Below are 16,189 nucleotides of genomic sequence, written 5' to 3'. Positions count from 1 at the left end.
ACCGGTGGCGGCGCCCGCATCCGGCGACGGCGGCCCGCATCCGGTGACGGCCGGACGGACGACGCTCGGCCGGACGCGCGGACGGTTGCCCCCTGCGTGTTGTCGGGCGCCTTGAGCTGGGGAGACTCACTCCAGAACGACAACTGGAGGCAGCACGTGGCGAGCGGCTACACCGGGGAACGACGCGTCCATCTCGAGGCACTCGCCGAGCTGCTACCCGCCCACGGCCTGGTCAGCCGCATGGTCGGTGGGGAGGACCCGGTGTTGTGGGTATGGCATCCCAGGACAGGGCGCCAGACGATCGTCTTCGCCACCCCGTCGAACGACGGCTGGCAGTTTCTGTGGTCGCCCGGCGGGCAGGCCTCCGCCGGTGATCCGCAGCGCGCCGCCTCGGCGCTGCGGGACGCGCTCGACGCGGGTCAGCCGGCTTAGCGCAGCTTGGACGAGACGTCCTCCACCTGGCAGACCGCGCGCCACACCGTCTTGGCGCTCTCGCCGTCGGCCAGCGCCTGCACGACGGTGCGGCCGCCCAGGGGGGCCAGGACGTAGTCACGGGCCCACGACTCCGCGTACGTCTCGCCGAAGTGAGCGTTCATCCGTCTCCAGAACTCCGTCAGGCGCATGGACTCAAGTATGGAAGCGCCCGAGGTGTGGGTAGGACATCCCCATGCCAAAGACCCCCAAGTCTTCACCCCCGAAGACAGCCAGAACCAAGGCCAACAGGGCCAAGCGCCGCCGGTTACTGCTCGAGCTGCGGCAGGCCGTACGGAAGGAGAAGCTTGAGCGTGCCGAGCGGCACGCGGGCATCAGACAGGAGCCGCGTGCGGGCAAGCCGCGCACGCGCAGGGCGTCGCGGCGCTAGTCACTCACAGCGCTGGTCACTCGCAGGTCGCGGCACTCGCAGGTCGCGGCACTCGCAGGTCGCGGCACTCGCAGGTCACAGCACCCGCAGGCCGCGGCACTCACGGGTCACAGCACCCGCGCGCCGTACATCTCACCGAGATGGTCGGCGAGCAGCTCCAGCCTGGCGCCGTCGGGGTCCTTGAAGTAGATGGAGGCGCCGCTCTCGATCTGGTGCGGCACGCCGGCCATCTCCAGCTTCCCGCGCAGCCGCTCCCACGTGGCGGGATCGACGGAGATCGCGATGTGGTGCAGCCCGCCGAGCACTTCCTGGTACGGCCCCAGGTCGAGCCCGGGGAAGTCGAAGAAGGCGAGCAGGTTGCCGTTGCCGATGTCGAAGAAGAAGTGGCTGGACCCCTTGTAGTCGCGATTCTCGATGATCTCCGTGAGCGGGAACTCCAGCAGCTCCTGGTAGAACTTGATGGTGCGCTCCACATCGGACGAGATCAACGCCACGTGATGCAGGCCCCGCGCGCTGCTGGACGGCCGGTGCGGTAAAGCGTAGCGCTGACGTATCTCCGCTCGGCGGGCTTCGACGGCCGCGTAATCGATGGTCACGGTCGCTGTATGTCCGCCAAGACGCCCCCTCAATCACGCGCCGCCGCGCCAAATGCGTTTTCTGTCGGTGGCGGGAGGCACTATGTGCAGGTGAGCTCGCTAGACCAGTTCGGCCAGGTGACCAGGCAATGGTTCGCCGGGGCCTTCCATGCTCCCACGGCCGCCCAGGAGGGCGCGTGGGAGTCGATCTCGCGTGGCGACCACACCCTGGTCGTCGCCCCCACGGGCTCGGGCAAGACGCTGGCGGCGTTCCTGTGGTCGCTCGACCGGCTGGCCGCCGCGGCTCAGGCAGAGGCAGGAGCGGAGGCGGAGGAGCGTAAGGGGACGAAGGTCCTGTACGTGTCGCCGCTCAAGGCGCTGGCCGTGGACGTCGAGCGCAACCTGCGGGCGCCCCTGGCCGGGCTGAAGCAGACGGCGCGGCGGCTGGGCCTGCCGGTGCCCGAGATCTCGGTGGCGATCCGCTCGGGCGACACCCCGGCCGAAGACCGCAGGCGGTTCGCGAGCAAGCCGTCCGACATCCTGATCACCACGCCCGAGTCGCTGTTCCTGCTGCTCACCAGCCAGGCGCGGGAGGCGCTGCGGGGTGTGGAGACGGTGATCGTGGACGAGGTGCACGCGGTCGCGGGCACCAAGCGCGGCGCGCATCTGGCGCTCAGCCTGGAGCGGCTCGACGCGCTGCTCGACAGGCCGGCGCAGCGGGTGGGGCTGTCGGCGACCGTGCGGCCGGTGAGTGAGGTGGCGGCGTTCCTGGGCGGGGCCAGGCCCGCGACCGTGGTGCAGCCGCCGTCCGACAAGGTGATCGAGATCGAGGTCGTCGTCCCCGTCGAGGACATGACGGAGATGGAGGGCCGCCCTCAGAGCGGCGAGGCCCAGGAGGAGTTCGCGCCCGAGCCGGGCAACCGGTCGATCTGGCCGCACGTCGAGGATCGGCTGTTCGACCTGATCGAGGCGCACAGCTCCACGATCGTGTTCGCCAACTCGCGGCGGCTGGCGGAGCGGCTGTGCACGCGGCTCAACGAGCTGGCCTACGAGCGGGAGCACGGCACCGAGACCGTCGACCTGTCCCTCTGGGAGACCGGGCCGGCCAGGCCGATGCCCGCCGAGGTGATGGCGCAGGCGGGGGCGAGCAAGGGCGTGGTGACGGAGATCGTACGCGCCCACCACGGCTCGGTCTCCAAGGAGGAGCGGGCGCAGATCGAGGAGGCCCTGAAGTCGGGCCGCCTGCCTGCCGTGGTCGCCACCTCCAGCCTGGAGCTGGGCATCGACATGGGCGCGGTGGACCTGGTGGCGTGCGTGGAGGCGCCGCCCAGCGTGGCCAGCGGGCTGCAGCGCATCGGCCGGGCGGGCCACCAGGTGGGCGCGGTCTCCAGGGGCGTCATCTTCCCCAAGTACCGGGGCGATCTGGTGCAGACGGCCGTGGTGGCCGAGCGCATGAAGAGCGGGCTGATCGAGGAGCTGCGCTATCCGCGTAACCCGCTCGACGTGCTGGCCCAGCAGATCGTGGCGATGACCGCGCTCGACGAGTGGACGGTCGACGAGCTGGAGAGCGTGGTCAAGCGCGCCGCCCCGTACGCCACGCTGCCCCGCAGCGCGCTGGAGGCCACGCTCGACATGCTGGCGGGGCGCTACCCGAGCGAGGAGTTCGCCGAGCTGCGGCCCCGAGTCGTGTGGGACCGGGTGACCGGCACGCTGCAGGGCAGGCCAGGCGCCCAGCGGCTGGCGGTGACCAACGGCGGCACGATCCCCGACCGCGGCCTGTTCGGCGTGTTCCTGGTGGGCGAGCGCGCCTCCAGGGTGGGTGAGCTGGACGAGGAGATGGTCTACGAGTCGCGGGTCGGCGACGTGTTCGTGCTGGGCGCGACCTCATGGCGGATCGAGGACATCACCGCCGACCGGGTGCTCGTCTCGCCCGCGCCGGGGCAGCCGGGCAAGCTGCCGTTCTGGCACGGCGACGCCCCGGGGCGGCCGGCCGAGCTGGGCCGGGCGATCGGGCAGTTCCTGCGCGAGCAGGCCAAGCAGGGCTCGACGGAGCGGATGCGGGAGGCGGGCCTCGACGAGTACGCCTCGGGCAACCTGCTGGCCTACCTCCAGGAGCAGCGGGAGGCGACGGGGTACGTCCCCGACGACCGCACGCTGCTGGTCGAGCGCTTCCACGACGAGCTGGGCGACTGGCGCGTGGTCATCCACTCCCCCTACGGCGCCCGGGTGCACGCCCCGTGGGCGCTGGCGATCAACCGGCGGCTGCGCGAGCGCTACGGCATCGACGTGCAGGCCGTGCACTCCGACGACGGCATCGTGCTGCGCATCCCCGACACACTGGCCGAGCCGCCCACCGACGTGGCGGCCTTCGACCCGGAGGAGATCGAGCAGATCGTCACCGAGGAGCTGGGCGGGTCGGCCATGTTCGCCTCCCGGTTCAGGGAGTGCGCGGGCCGGGCGCTGCTGCTGCCGCGCCGCGTCCCCGGCCGGCGCAGCCCGCTGTGGCAGCAACGGCAGCGCGCCGCCCACCTGCTGGGCGTGGCCTCGCAGTACGCCTCGTTCCCGATCGTGCTGGAGACGATGCGCGAGTGCCTTCAGGACGTCTTCGACGTGCCCGGCCTGGTGCAGCTCATGCGCGACATCGCCGCGCGCAGGGTGCGGGTGGTGGAGGTGGAGACGTCCCAGGCCTCGCCGTTCGCCGCGGCGCTGCTGTTCCACTACGTGGGCGCGTTCATGTACGAGGGCGACGCCCCGCTGGCCGAGCGCCGGGCGCAGGCCCTGGCGCTCGACACCACGCTGCTGGCCGAGCTGCTCGGCCAGGCCGACCTGCGCGAGCTGCTCGACCCCGACGTGATCTCCGACAGCGAGCGCGAGCTGGCCAGGCTCGACCGGCCGCTGCGCGACCTGGAGGACCTCGCCGACCTGCTGCGCTCGCACGGGCCGCTGCTGGCGCCCGACGTGAGCGTGCGCGGCGGCGATCCCGCCTGGCTGGAGGAGCTCGAACGGACGCGGCGGGCGATCAGGGTACGCGTCGCCGGCGAGGAGCAGTGGGCGGCCATCGAGGACGCCGCCCGCATGCGTGACGCGCTGGGCGTGCCGCTGCCCGTGGGGATCCCGCACACGTTCCTGGAGCCGGTGGCCGATCCGCTGGCCGACCTGGTGGCGCGGCACGCCCGCACCCGGGGCCCCTTCCACGCCGGCACCGCCGCGGCCCGGTTCGGGCTGGGCGTGGCCGTGGTGACCGATTCGTTGCGGCGGCTGGCCGCCGGCGGGCGGGTGGTCAGCGGGGAGTTCCGGCCCGGCGGGCGGGGTGAGGAGTGGTGCGACGCGGGCGTGTTGCGGATGTTGCGCCGCAGGTCGCTGGCCCGGCTGCGCAAGGAGGTGGAGCCTGTCGCGCCGGAGACGCTGGCGCTGTTCCTGCCCGCGTGGCACGGCATCACGGGCGTCGGCCCCGGCAAGGCGGGCGCGGGGACCGGTGCGGGTGGGGGCGGGCTCGGCGCGTCCGGCTCCGGCATGGACGCGGGCGGGCGCGGCGCGTCCGGCTTCGGCGCGGACGCAGGCGGGCGCGGCGCGTCCGGCTTCGGCGCGGACGCAGGCGGGCGCGGCGCGTCCGGCTTCGGCATGGACGCGCGTGGCCCGGTCGGTTCGGCGCGGGCGATGGACGCGTTGGTGCGTTCGATCGAGCAGTTGCAGGGGGCGGCCGTGCCCGCGTCGGCGCTGGAGACGCTGGTGCTGCCGTCGCGGGTGCCCGGCTATCACCCGGCGCTGCTCGACGAGCTGACCTCGGCGGGCGACGTCATCTGGGTGGGCCAGGGCTCGCTGCCCGGCGGCGACGGCTGGGTGTCGCTCTACTTCGCCGACACCGCGCCGCTGCTGATCCCGGAGCCCGCCGAGATCACCATGACCCCGGTGCACGAGCGGGTGCTGGAGCTGCTCGGCGGGGGCGGCGCGCTGTTCTTCCGTGGCATCTCCGACCAGTTCGGCACCACACAGGACGACACCACGCTGGTGGCCGCGCTGTGGGACCTGGTGTGGTCCGGGCGGATCTCGGGCGACACGCTCGCCCCGCTGCGGGCCACGCTCGGCACCGGGCGGCCCGCGCACCGGCCCGCGACGACGCGGCGGCGCCGGGCGGTGCTGCCGAGCAGGAGCGGCCCGCCGACCGTGGCGGGCCGGTGGTGGCTGCTGCCCGAGGCCGCCGCCGACGCCACCCAGCGCGCGAACGCGCAGTCCGAGGTGCTGCTGGAGCGGCATGGCGTGGTGACGCGCGGGGCGGTGACGTCGGAGCGGCTGCCGGGCGGGTTCACGCCGATCTACCAGGTGCTGCGGGCCTACGAGGAGAGCGGCCGGTGCCGCAGGGGTTACTTCGTCGAGGGGCTCGGCGGCGCGCAGTTCGCGCTGCCCGGGGCGGTGGACCGGATGCGGGCCATGTCGCCCGGCGTCGGGGCCTCGCCCGGCAAGGAGGGGCGGCGGGCCGTGGTGCTGGCCGCCGCCGACCCGGCCAGCCCGTACGGTGCCGCGCTCCCCTGGCCGCAGCGTCCCGGTGACGTCGGGCACAAGCCGGGCAGGAAGGCCGGCTCGCTGGTGGTGCTGGTGGACGGGCATCTGGTGCTGTACGTCGAGCGCGGCGGCAAGACGCTGCTGTCGTTCACCGACGGCGACCGGCTGCAGCCGGCGGTCGACGCGCTGGCCCTGGCCGTACGTGACGGGGCGCTCGGCAAGCTGACCGTGGAGCGGGCCGACGGCGCCGCCATCGTCGACTCTCCGCTGGCGGCGGCCTTGGAGGCGGCCGGGTTCCATCCCACCCCACGAGGTCTGCGTCTGCGCGCCTGAGCGATCGTCCCACCCGGGACCGGTTCGGGCTTGTGCGGCTGAGCGATCGTCCCCCGGAACCGGTTCGGGCTCGCGCGCCTGAGCGATCGTCCCCCAGAACCGGTTCGGGCCCGCGCGCCTGAGCGGCCGTCCGAGCCGGAGGTGATCATTCCAGCCCTCGCCTTGCGCGCCTGGGCGATGGGCCGAGCCTGGACCGGTCTGCGCCGCGCCTGCGCGATGGTGCGACCCGGAGCCGACCTGCGCCTGCGCGCCTGAGCTGTCATCCCGACCCCCGAAAATCGACCCCGCCTTTACCAAGGTTTGAATGGCCGTTTAAAATCCTGAGCGTGCCGCCAGAAAGTCGAACGTTCATTGAAGAGGCCCGCCGGGCTCAGATCATCGAGTGCGCCATCGACGTACTCGCCGAGCACGGCTACCTCCACACGACCCTGGCCAAGATCGCCAAGCGAGCCAAGATCAGCACGGGCGTCATCTCGTACCACTTCGGCGGCAAGGACCAGCTCATCCAGGCCGTCGTGGCGGACGTGGCCAAGCTGGCCACGGACCTGATGATCCCGCGCATCCTCGCCCAGCCCACCGCCACGGAGGGCCTGCGGGCCTACATCGAGAGCAACCTCGAGTTCATGCGGCTGCACCGCAAGCCCCTGCTGGCGCTGGTGCAGATCGTCACGCACGCCGTCGGGGAGGACACCCGCCCCGGCCCGTACGACAGGCAGGCCGACGTGGCGATCACCGACCTGGAGAAGCTGCTGGACTGGGGCCGGCGCTCCGGCGAGTTCCGCGACTTCGACCTGCGCAGCATGGCCATCGCGATCCGGGGCGCCATCGACGCCGTGCCCGGCCGGCTGCTCAACGACCCCGACTTCGATCTCGACCTGCTCACCGGCGAGCTGGTCACCACTTTCACCCTCGCCACCAGGAGACACCCATGACAGCGCCGGCTTTGGAGATCACCGGTCTGACCAAGACCTTCGGCGAGAACGCCGCGGTCGACCACGTCGATCTCGACGTGCCCCAAGGCTCCTTCTACGGCCTGGTCGGGCAGAACGGGGCCGGCAAGACGACCACGCTGTCCATGGCGGTGGGCCTGCTGCGGCCCGACGCGGGCACCGCGCGGATCTTCGGTGCGGACGTGTGGGCCGACCCGACCAGGGCCAAGCAGCTCGTCGGCGTGCTGCCCGACGGGATGGCCATGCCCGAGCGGCTGACCGGCCGCGAGGTGCTGACCTACCTCGGCCTGCTGCGCGGGCTGAGCAAGGAGGTGGTGGCCGAGCGGGCCGAGGAGCTGCTGTCGGTGCTGGAGCTGGACGTGGCGGAGAAGACGCTCGTCATCGAGTACTCCACCGGCATGCGCAAGAAGATCGGCCTGGCCACGGCGCTGCTGCACGCGCCGAAGCTGCTGGTGCTGGACGAGCCGTTCGAGGCGGTGGACCCGGTGTCGGCGGCGACGATCAAGCAGATCCTGCGCGGCTTCGTGGCCGGCGGCGGCTCGATCGTGTTGTCCAGCCATGTGATGGCGCTGGTGGAGCAGCTGTGCGACCACGTGGGCGTGATCGACAAGGGCCGGGTCGCGGCCGCGGGCCCGCTGGACGAGGTACGCGGCACGGCGACGCTGGAGGACAGGTTCGTCGAGCTGGTCGGCGCCGGCTCCACCGCCGCCAGGGGGCTGTCGTGGCTGTAGCGCTCACCATGGCCAGGATGAAGCTGTCGATCCTGCGCCATTCGGTCAAGGGACAGCAGGGCGGCATGACGGCTTCCGCCGGCGTGCTCGGTGCCCTGCTGGCGGGCGGCATGATCTGGCTGGCGTTCCTGGGCGGCGACTGGCTGGCCGCCGCGTACACCGTGTGGGCGCTCGGCTGGATCATCGGCCCCGTCTTCTCCGGCGGCGGCGACGAGACGTTACGGCCGGAGTTCTTCTCGCTGCTCGGGCTGCGGCCGCGGCGCATGGCGGCCGGGCTGCTGGTGGCGGCGTTCGTGGGGGTGGCCCCGGCGGTCAGCCTGCTGGCGCTGGCGGGGCTGCTGGTCGCCGGGGCGCGTGAGGGCGTCGTGGGGGTGCTCGTGGCGGTGCCCGCGATGGTGCTGCAGCTCGCGGTGTTCGTGCTGCTGTCGAAGGTGACGGTGGCGCTGCTGGGCCTGGCGCTGAACTCCAGGGTCGGGGCGATCGGCGCCGGGGTGGTCAACGGCGTCATCCTCGCCTTCCTGGGGCAGGTCTGGGTGTTCATGGTGGCACTCGGGCAGGGCGGGCAGATCCCGGAGTTCGTCCGGTACCTGCCGTCCGGGTGGGGGCTGCTCGCCGTCCAGGGTGAGTACCTGGCGCTGGTGGCGATGGCGCTGCTGATCGTGCTGCTGCTGGCGGCCTGGGCGGCGCTGCTGACCAGGCGGGCGGGCAGGAGCCGCCCGTCCACGCGGGGCCGCAGGCCGATGCGGGCCGCCACCCCGTACGGCGCCGTGGTGGCCAAGGAGCTGCGTACGTGGACGCGGGACCTGGTGCGCAACCACCAGCTCGCCTTCGCCTTCACCTACGGCGTGGCCTTCGCGGCCGTGCCGCTGCTGGTCGGCATCCCGCAGCTGCTGCCGCTGGCCGGGCCGATCTTCATCATGATGGCGGCGGCGATGACCGCCAACGCGTACGGCACCGACGGCACCGCCCACTGGCTGACGCTGATGACGCCGGGCGCCTCCGACGTGCGGGGCAGGCAGCTCGCGTGGCTGGCGGCGGTGGCGCCGGTCGGGCTGCTGCTGACGGTGGTGTGCACCGCGGTCGTCGGCGGGCCGTGGCCGCTGGTCATGGCGGCCGTGTTCGCGCTGATCGGCGGGGCGATGGGGGTGGTGCCGCTGGTGTCGGTGGTGGGGCTGATCCCGGGCATCGACCCGCGGAACCGGGGCGGCAACCCGCTGCGGACGAGCGAGGACGACGGCTCGGCCACCGGCATGGCGTACCTGGTGCTGCTCCTGGTGGCGCTCACGGCGGCGCCGGCCGTGACGGTGGCGCTGTTCTTCGGCTGGTGGGGCGTGCCCGCCGGGCTGCTGACCGGGGTGTTGTGCTGGTGGGGGTTCGGCCTGCTGGCCGAGCGGCGGCTGACGGCTCAGGGGCCGGAGCTGCTGCACCTCATGCGGACGGGCCGGCGCTCCGACACAGGCGGCAAGTCGTCGGACCTGTTCAAGCTGCCTGAGAGCATGTCGCGGACGCAGCGGACGATCGTGATGATCTGCGCGTCGCTGGGCGCGATCCCGCTGGTGCCGCAGGGCATCGTCGCCATGGTCTTCATGGCGAACGGCCGGCTCCAGGAGTCGTGGTTCCTGACCACGTACATGCCGCCCGGGCTGCGCTATCCGGTGGCCGCCGGCTTCGTCCTGCTCGGGCTGGGCATGTACGGCACCGCCCTGGGCCTGTGGCTGCGCGCCAAGAAGGCCGCCGCCAGGCAAAGCGCCGCCGCCGGGCAGGACGCCGCCGGGCAGGACGCCGCCGGGCAGGACGCCGCCGGGCAGAGCGCCGCCGTGCGATAGACGGCGCGCCGCCGCGGGGCGCGTATCGCGGTAGGCGACCGCTGGCGCGCCTACGCGCGGACCTCGCCACCGGCAAGAACCTCGAGATGTAGGTGGAGCTGGGCGGTCACCGTCCACCGGGGCCCCACTCCCGGCTTCACCCTCTCGAACCGGCGCGAGCCCGTGTGGTGCCGGTACTTCGTGGCGGAGTTCGACCGGCTGTGGGAGGTGGCCAGGCAGGTTACGGACGCCGACTGGTACCCTGCACGCCAGCTCTAAAATCTTGTATACGATAAATCCCCCTATGACTGATATGACGCTGGGCGGGGCCCACCAGACCTTGCGTGACGAGGTCACCAAGGAGCTGCGCCGCCGCATTCTCTCGGGCGAGCTCGCCCAGGGCGAACGCCTGGTCGAGGACCGGCTGGCAGCCGCGCTCGGCGTCTCGCGCAACCCCGTGCGCGAGTCCATCCGCGTTTTGGCCGCCGAGGGCTTCATCCAGGTCGTGCCGCGCCTGGGCGCCACGGTGGCCAGGCTGTCGGCCGAGGAGGGCGAGGAGCTCTTCGACGTGCGCATGGCCATCGAGGGCCTGGCGGCCCGGCTGGCCGCGCGCAAACGCTCGCCCGCCACGGCCGAGCGGCTGCGCCGGCTGCTGGAGCAGTCGAAGGAGGCGGTCGAGGCGGGGCGGCTGGAGGCGGTGGCCGACCTCAACACCGCCTTTCACCTGGCCGTGGGCGAGGCGACGGGGAACTCGTACCTGGCGCTGATGATGAAGCCCATGCTCCAGCGCGCGCAGTGGATCTTCAGCCAGACCGCCGCCGCGCGCGGGCCGCACTCCTGGACCGAGCACCTGAGCCTGTGCGAGGCCATCGAGGCGGGCGACGAGGACGAGGCGCAGGCCAGAGCGGTCGCGCACGTCGCCGCGGCCCGGCGGTCGTTCCTGCTGGCAGTGGGCCGCAGGACAAAACACCCAAACGATTAGGAAACGCTCAGGTAACAACATAGGGTGATGAAACACCGCTGAAATGTGGCATCTTGTATACAGTCTCCTAAACGTTTCAACGGAGGCACCATGCGACCGTCCCCCAAGGTCGTCGCGGCGCTCGTCACCCTTCCCCTCGCCCTGGCGGCCTGTGGCGGAGGCGGAACGAGCAGCACACCCGCGGCACCGAGTTCCATAGCCAGCGCCTCGGCCGACCACCGGCCGGTCAAGAACGGCGGCACGCTCAACATCGCGCTCAACGCGGACCCCGACGCACTGGACCCGAGCATCTCCACCACGCTCGTGGGCCGCGAGGTGTTCGCCAACATGTGCGAGAAGCTCTACGACATCGACGCCTCCTCCACCCTGGTCCCCCAGCTCGCCGCGGCCCTGCCGGAGCTGTCGGACGGCGGCAGGGAAGTGACGATCAAGCTGCGCGCAGGCGTCAAGTTCAACGACGGCACCGCGCTCGACGCCGAGGCCGTCAAGAAGTCGCTGGACCGGCACCGCACCTGGGAGAAGTCCGCGCGGCAGGCCGACCTGGCCGCCGTGTCCAAGGTCGAGGTGGTCGATCCCGCGACGGTGAAGCTCACGCTGACGCAGCCGTTCACGCCGCTGACCGCGCAGCTCGCCGACCGCGCCGGCATGATCATGTCGCCCAAGGCGCTCGACTCCGAGGGTGACAACTTCGGCGCCGCCCCGGTGTGCGCCGGGCCGTTCAAGTTCGCCGGCCGTACCTCCGGCAGCCAGATCGTGCTGGAGAAGTCGGCCGACTACTACGACGCCGCCAAGGTCAAGCTCGACAAGCTCGTATACAAAATCATCGTCGACCCCAACGTGCGGGCCGCCAACCTCAAGTCCGGCGACGTGCAGGTGGCCGACCAGCTCGCCACGAACACGGTCGCGGGCGTGCAGTCCGACCCGAACCTGACCGTCGTCTCCGGCGGCGGCCTCGGGTACTACGGCTTCCAGATCAACATCGGCAACGCCAGCGGCTCCACCGAGAAGCCGGGCCCGATCGACACGCCGCTGGGCAAGAGCCCCGAGCTGCGCGAGGCGTTCGAGCTGGCGCTGGACCGCGACGCCATCAACAAGGCCGTCTACAACGGGCTGCACGAGGTCGACTGCTACCCCGTCCCGGTGGACAGCCCGTACCGGCCCAAGGACCTGACCTGCCCCAAGCGTGACCTGGCCAAGGCCAAGCAGCTCGTGCAGGCCTCCGGCGTGCCGACGCCGATCGCGGTCACCCTGGCCACCCCGAACGACGCCGTCAACCAGCGCCTGGCGCAGGTCATCCAGTCGATGACCAAGGAGGCGGGCTTCAACGTGAGCGTGCAGACGGCGGAGTTCGTCAGCGTGCTGGAGCAGGGCAAGGCCGGCAAGTTCGACGTCCTGCTGAGCGGCTGGTCCGGCCGTGTGGACCCGGACGGCAACCTCACGAACCTGGTCACCACCCAGGGCAGCAACAACTACGCGGGCATGTCGGACCCCGGCATCGACGACCCGATCAAGCAGGCCGCCGCCGAGACCGACGTCGCCAAGCGGGCCGAGCTCTACGGCAGCGCCATGAAGAAGGCCGCCGAGCTGCGTGGCGTGGTGTACCTCTACCACAACCTCTACTACCTCGGCATGCACAAGACCGTGGCCGGCGTCCAGTACTTCAAGGACGGCCTGCCCCGCTACGTCACCGCCGGGTTCGCCGCCTGATGCTCTGGTTCATCCTGAGGCGCTGCGGATCGGCCGTGCTCGTGCTGTTCCTGTCCAGCGTCCTGATCTTCCTGGGCATCCGGGCGCTGCCCGGCGACCCGGCCTCGGTCATGGCGGGGCAGGAGGCCTCGCCGGCCGCCATCGAGGCCATCCGCAAGGAGTTCGGCCTGGACAAGCCGCTGCCGGCACAGTACGTGGACTATGTCGGCCAGACCCTCACCGGCAACTTCGGCCGCTCGACCCAGGACCAGCTCCCCGTGGCTGACATCCTGGCCGAGCGGCTGCCGGTGACGCTGGAGCTGTCGCTGCTGGCCATGGTGGTCGCGATCGTCGTCGGCGTGGGGGCGGGCATCGTGGCCGCCGTCCGCCGCGGCAGGTTCGCCGACTACGTGGCCACCGGCTTCGGCCTGGCCGGCCTGTCGATCCCGCACTTCTGGCTGGGCCTGCTCGGCATCCTGCTGTTCGCGGTCACCTGGCGGGTGCTGCCGGCCTCCGGCTACGTGCCCTTCACCGAGGACCCGGCCGCGAACCTGCAGCGCATGATCCTGCCGGCGCTGGTGCTCGGCACCGGCTTCGCGGCGATCCTGATGCGGCAGACCCGCTCGGCCATGCTCGGCGCGCTGTCGGCCGACTACGTCAGGACCGCCAGGTCCAAGGGCCTGTCCGAGGCCAAGGTGGTGGGCGCGCACGCGCTGCGCAACAGCCTGACGACCGTGGTGACCGTGCTCGGCCTGCAGCTCGGCGCGCTGATCAGCGGCGCCGTGGTGACCGAGCAGATCTTCGTCATCCCCGGCTTCGGCAAGCTCACCGTGGACGCGGTCCTGACCAGGAACTACCCCGTCATCCAGGCGGTCGTGCTGGTCACGGTCATCGGCTACGTCGTGGTGAACCTGCTGGTCGACATCGCCTACGCCTTCCTCAACCCCCGGATCAGGCTGTCGGGAGGCACCCGTGACTAGGCACTGGCGACGTTTCAGGCGGCGGCCGATGCCGATGGCGGGCCTGGTGCTGGTGGTCGCGTTCGTGCTGCTGGCCCTGCTCGGGCCGCTGGTGACGGGCGACCCCGCGGCGCAGGACTACACGGCCACGCTGGCGGCCCCGTCGGGCGCGCACCCGATGGGCACCGACGACCTCGGCAGGGACGCCTTCGCGCGGATCGCGCACGGCGCCCAGGTCTCGCTGCAGGCGGGCGTGCTGTCCACGCTGCTGGCGATGGTGGTCGGCATCCCGATCGGGCTGGTCGCCGGCTTCTACCGGCGCTGGCTGGACCCGATCGTGATGCGCCTGGTGGACGTGACGCTGGCCTTCCCGTTCCTGGTGTTCGCGGTCGGCCTGGCGGCGATCATCGGGCCCTCGCTCAAGGGCGTCGTGCTGGCGCTGGGCTTCTCGCAGCTGCCCGCGATCATCCGGATCACCCGCGGCGAGGTGCTGGCGGTCAGGGAGATGGACTACGTGGCCGCGGCCATCGCCGACGGCGCGGGCGACGGCCACATCATCTTCCGCTACGTGCTGCCGAACTGCGCCAGCCCGCTCATCGTGCAGGCCACGGTGGCGATCCCGGCGGCGATCATCGGCGAGGCCACGCTGTCGTTCCTGGGTCTGGGCGTGCAGCCGCCGACGCCGTCGTGGGGCGTGATGCTGACGACCGCGCAGCAGTACCTGAGCGACGCGCCCTGGCTGGCCATCTGGCCCGGGTTGATGATCGCGCTGGCGACGCTCGGCTTCAACCTGCTCGGCGACGGGCTGCGTGACGTACTGGACCCGAGGAGCCACCGATGAGCCTGCTGGAGATCACCGACCTCAAGGTCGGCTTCGACACCGAGGACGGCCACGTCCAGGCGGTCAGGGACATCTCGCTCACCCTGGACGAGGGCGAGATCCTCGCGCTGTGCGGCGAGTCGGGCTGCGGCAAGTCGGTCACCGCCATGTCGATCCCCCGGCTGCTGCCGCCCGCCACCACGCGGCTGTCCGGCTCCATCAAGCTGGACGGCCGCGAGCTGACCACGCTGCCCGAGCCGGAGATGCGGCAGGTGCGCGGCAAGACCGTCTCGGTCGTCTTCCAGGAGCCGATGACCTCGCTGAACCCGTCGTTCACGGTCGGATACCAGATCACCGAGGTGCTGCGCAGGCACGAGAGGCTGTCGCGGCAGGTCGCGAACAAGCGGGCCGTGGAGCTGCTGGAGCTGGTCGGCATCCCCGCGCCGGTGCGCCGGATGAAGGAGTATCCGCACCAGCTCTCCGGCGGCATGCGGCAGCGCGTGATGATCGCCATCGCGGTGGCCTGCTCGCCGCGCGTGCTGATCGCCGACGAGCCCACCACGGCGCTCGACGTGACGATCCAGGCGGGCGTGCTGGACGTCTTCCGCGACCTGCGCGACCGGCTCGGCACCGCGATCATCCTCATCACGCACGACCTGGGCGTGGTGGCCGACATCGCCGACAGGGCCATGGTCATGTACGCGGGCCGCGCCGTCGAGCAGGCCCCGGTGGCCGAGCTGTTCGCCGATCCGCGGCATCCGTACACGCTGGGCCTGATGAAGGCCCTGCCCTCCGCCGCCGTGAACAGCCGCCTGGCGGAGATCCCCGGCATGGTGCCCTCGCCGCTGTCGGACCCCGACGAGTGCGCCTTCCAGGACCGCTGCCGGTTCGCCCAGGCGGACTGCCGGGCGGCCAGGCCGCTGCTCGAACGCCAGGCCGACAACCATCTGGCGGCCTGCTTCCACCCGGGAGGTCAGTGGTGATCCTGCGGATCGACAACCTGGTCAAGCACTACGGCCCCGTGCGGGCCGTGGACGGCCTGTCGCTGGAGATCGGCGAGGGCGAGGTGCTCGGGCTGGTCGGCGAGTCGGGCAGCGGCAAGTCCACGGTCGGCAAGTGCGTGCTGCGCCTGACCGAGCCGACGGCGGGCTCGATCGAGCTGGGCGGCAAGGACATCACGCACCTGTCGCGCCGGGCCATGCGCCCGCTGCGCAGGGACGTGCACATGGTCTTCCAGGACCCGTTCTCCTCGCTCAACCCGCGCTTCACGATCGAGCGGATCGTGGCCGAGCCGCTGCTGCGGCACAAGGTCACCGACCGGCGCGAGGTCGCGAACCGGGTGGCGGCGATGCTGGAGAAGGTGGGGCTGCGCCAGGAGATGCGCAAGCGCTTCCCGCACGAGCTGTCCGGTGGGCAGCGGCAGCGGGTGGGGCTGGCCAGGGCGCTGATCCTGGAGCCCAAGCTGGTCGTGGCGGACGAGCCCGTGTCGGCGCTGGACGTGTCCGTGCAGGCGTCGGTGCTCAACCTGATCACCGATCTGCAGCGGGACATGGGCTTCTCGTGCCTGTTCATCACGCATGACCTGTCGGTCGTGGAGTTCCTGGCCGACCGGATCGCGGTCATGTACCTGGGCAGGATCGTCGAGTCGGGGCCGACGGCCGAGATCTTCGCGCAGCCGCGGCATCCGTACACGCAGGCCCTGCTGTCGGCGGCGCCGGTGGCCGACCCCGCCAGGCAGCGGGAGCGGCGCAGGATCGTACTCGGCGGTGACGTGCCGAGCCCGATGGACCCGCCGTCCGGCTGCCGTTTCCACACGCGGTGCCCGCTCGCCTACGACGAGTGCCGTACCTCCGAACCTCTGTTGAACGACCCGCGTGGTGGCGGTCACCCCGCCGCGTGCCACCTGGTAACGGCGGACCGCGTCCCCGACGCGGCCAAGTAAGGAGAAATCTTGTTCACCACCAGGCCCGAGCTGTCGGGCGACTT

The 16,189-nt window shown here is 71.8% G+C and carries 14 protein-coding genes; 12 read left to right on the top strand and 2 right to left on the bottom strand.

The features are described 5' to 3' along the window. Window positions 1-111 precede the first annotated feature (111 nt). The gene (locus LCN96_RS11715) at window positions 112-432 is read left to right on the top strand and encodes a hypothetical protein (RefSeq protein WP_225272623.1); all 321 of its coding nucleotides are present in this window, start codon (window positions 112-114) and stop codon (window positions 430-432) included. Here the strand turns inward: LCN96_RS11715 and LCN96_RS11710 are convergent. After that, window positions 429-623 carry a DUF3046 domain-containing protein gene (locus LCN96_RS11710; protein WP_225272622.1) on the bottom strand — a complete coding sequence of 65 codons (195 nt, stop codon included), beginning with the start codon at window positions 621-623 and terminating at the stop codon, window positions 429-431. The two genes, LCN96_RS11715 and LCN96_RS11710, sit on opposite strands and share 4 nt — an antisense overlap. A 44-nt stretch (window positions 624-667) precedes the next feature. Between LCN96_RS11710 and LCN96_RS11705 the strand changes: the two genes are divergently transcribed. Then, complete coding sequence (locus LCN96_RS11705; protein WP_225272621.1) at window positions 668-862, top strand: hypothetical protein; 195 nt, start codon at window positions 668-670, stop codon at window positions 860-862. Between the two features lie 107 nt (window positions 863-969). On the opposite strand, the gene LCN96_RS11700 is transcribed toward LCN96_RS11705, so the two are convergent. Next, window positions 970-1,356, bottom strand: coding sequence for a VOC family protein (locus tag LCN96_RS11700; RefSeq protein ID WP_225272620.1), 387 nt, complete (start codon window positions 1,354-1,356; stop codon window positions 970-972). Between the two features lie 186 nt (window positions 1,357-1,542). On the opposite strand from LCN96_RS11700, the gene LCN96_RS11695 reads away from it, so the two are divergent. The 10 genes from LCN96_RS11695 (at window position 1,543) to LCN96_RS11650 (ending at window position 16,145) form a co-directional block, all read left to right on the top strand. Then, window positions 1,543-6,270, top strand: coding sequence for an Lhr family helicase (locus LCN96_RS11695; protein ID WP_449867092.1), 4,728 nt, complete (start codon window positions 1,543-1,545; stop codon window positions 6,268-6,270). Window positions 6,271-6,596: 326 nt separating this feature from the next. Beyond that, window positions 6,597-7,202 (top strand): TetR/AcrR family transcriptional regulator, encoded by a 606-nt coding sequence (locus tag LCN96_RS11690; RefSeq protein WP_225272618.1) that lies wholly within the window; start codon window positions 6,597-6,599, stop codon window positions 7,200-7,202. Next, complete coding sequence (locus LCN96_RS11685) at window positions 7,199-7,951, top strand: ABC transporter ATP-binding protein (protein ID WP_225272617.1); 753 nt, start codon at window positions 7,199-7,201, stop codon at window positions 7,949-7,951. The genes LCN96_RS11690 and LCN96_RS11685 overlap by 4 nt, the downstream gene beginning before the upstream one ends. Beyond that, window positions 7,942-9,777, top strand: coding sequence for a hypothetical protein (locus tag LCN96_RS11680; protein WP_225272616.1), 1,836 nt, complete (start codon window positions 7,942-7,944; stop codon window positions 9,775-9,777). Before LCN96_RS11685 ends, LCN96_RS11680 begins: the two co-directional genes overlap by 10 nt. 283 nt (window positions 9,778-10,060) lie before the next feature. Continuing rightward, on the top strand, window positions 10,061-10,738 hold the full coding sequence (locus LCN96_RS11675; RefSeq protein ID WP_225272615.1) for a GntR family transcriptional regulator: 678 nt from the start codon (window positions 10,061-10,063) through the stop codon (window positions 10,736-10,738). A 90-nt stretch (window positions 10,739-10,828) separates the two neighbouring features. After that, complete coding sequence (locus LCN96_RS11670; protein WP_225272614.1) at window positions 10,829-12,445, top strand: ABC transporter substrate-binding protein; 1,617 nt, start codon at window positions 10,829-10,831, stop codon at window positions 12,443-12,445. Continuing rightward, window positions 12,445-13,404, top strand: a complete 960-nt coding sequence (locus LCN96_RS11665) for an ABC transporter permease (protein ID WP_225272613.1) — start codon at window positions 12,445-12,447, stop codon at window positions 13,402-13,404. Before LCN96_RS11670 ends, LCN96_RS11665 begins: the two co-directional genes overlap by 1 nt. Beyond that, window positions 13,397-14,224, top strand: a complete 828-nt coding sequence (locus LCN96_RS11660) for an ABC transporter permease (protein ID WP_225272612.1) — start codon at window positions 13,397-13,399, stop codon at window positions 14,222-14,224. Before LCN96_RS11665 ends, LCN96_RS11660 begins: the two co-directional genes overlap by 8 nt. Continuing rightward, a complete protein-coding gene (locus tag LCN96_RS11655) occupies window positions 14,221-15,186 on the top strand; it encodes an ABC transporter ATP-binding protein (protein ID WP_225272611.1) in 966 nt (321 codons plus the stop codon). The genes LCN96_RS11660 and LCN96_RS11655 overlap by 4 nt, the downstream gene beginning before the upstream one ends. After that, complete coding sequence (locus tag LCN96_RS11650) at window positions 15,183-16,145, top strand: ABC transporter ATP-binding protein (RefSeq protein ID WP_225272610.1); 963 nt, start codon at window positions 15,183-15,185, stop codon at window positions 16,143-16,145. The genes LCN96_RS11655 and LCN96_RS11650 overlap by 4 nt, the downstream gene beginning before the upstream one ends. Window positions 16,146-16,189: the final 44 nt, after the last annotated feature.

Source organism: Nonomuraea gerenzanensis, assembly GCF_020215645.1.
Lineage (GTDB): Bacteria > Actinomycetota > Actinomycetes > Streptosporangiales > Streptosporangiaceae > Nonomuraea > Nonomuraea gerenzanensis.
Note: the sequence above shows the minus strand (reverse complement) of the source record. Positions and strands in the feature narration are given on the sequence as shown.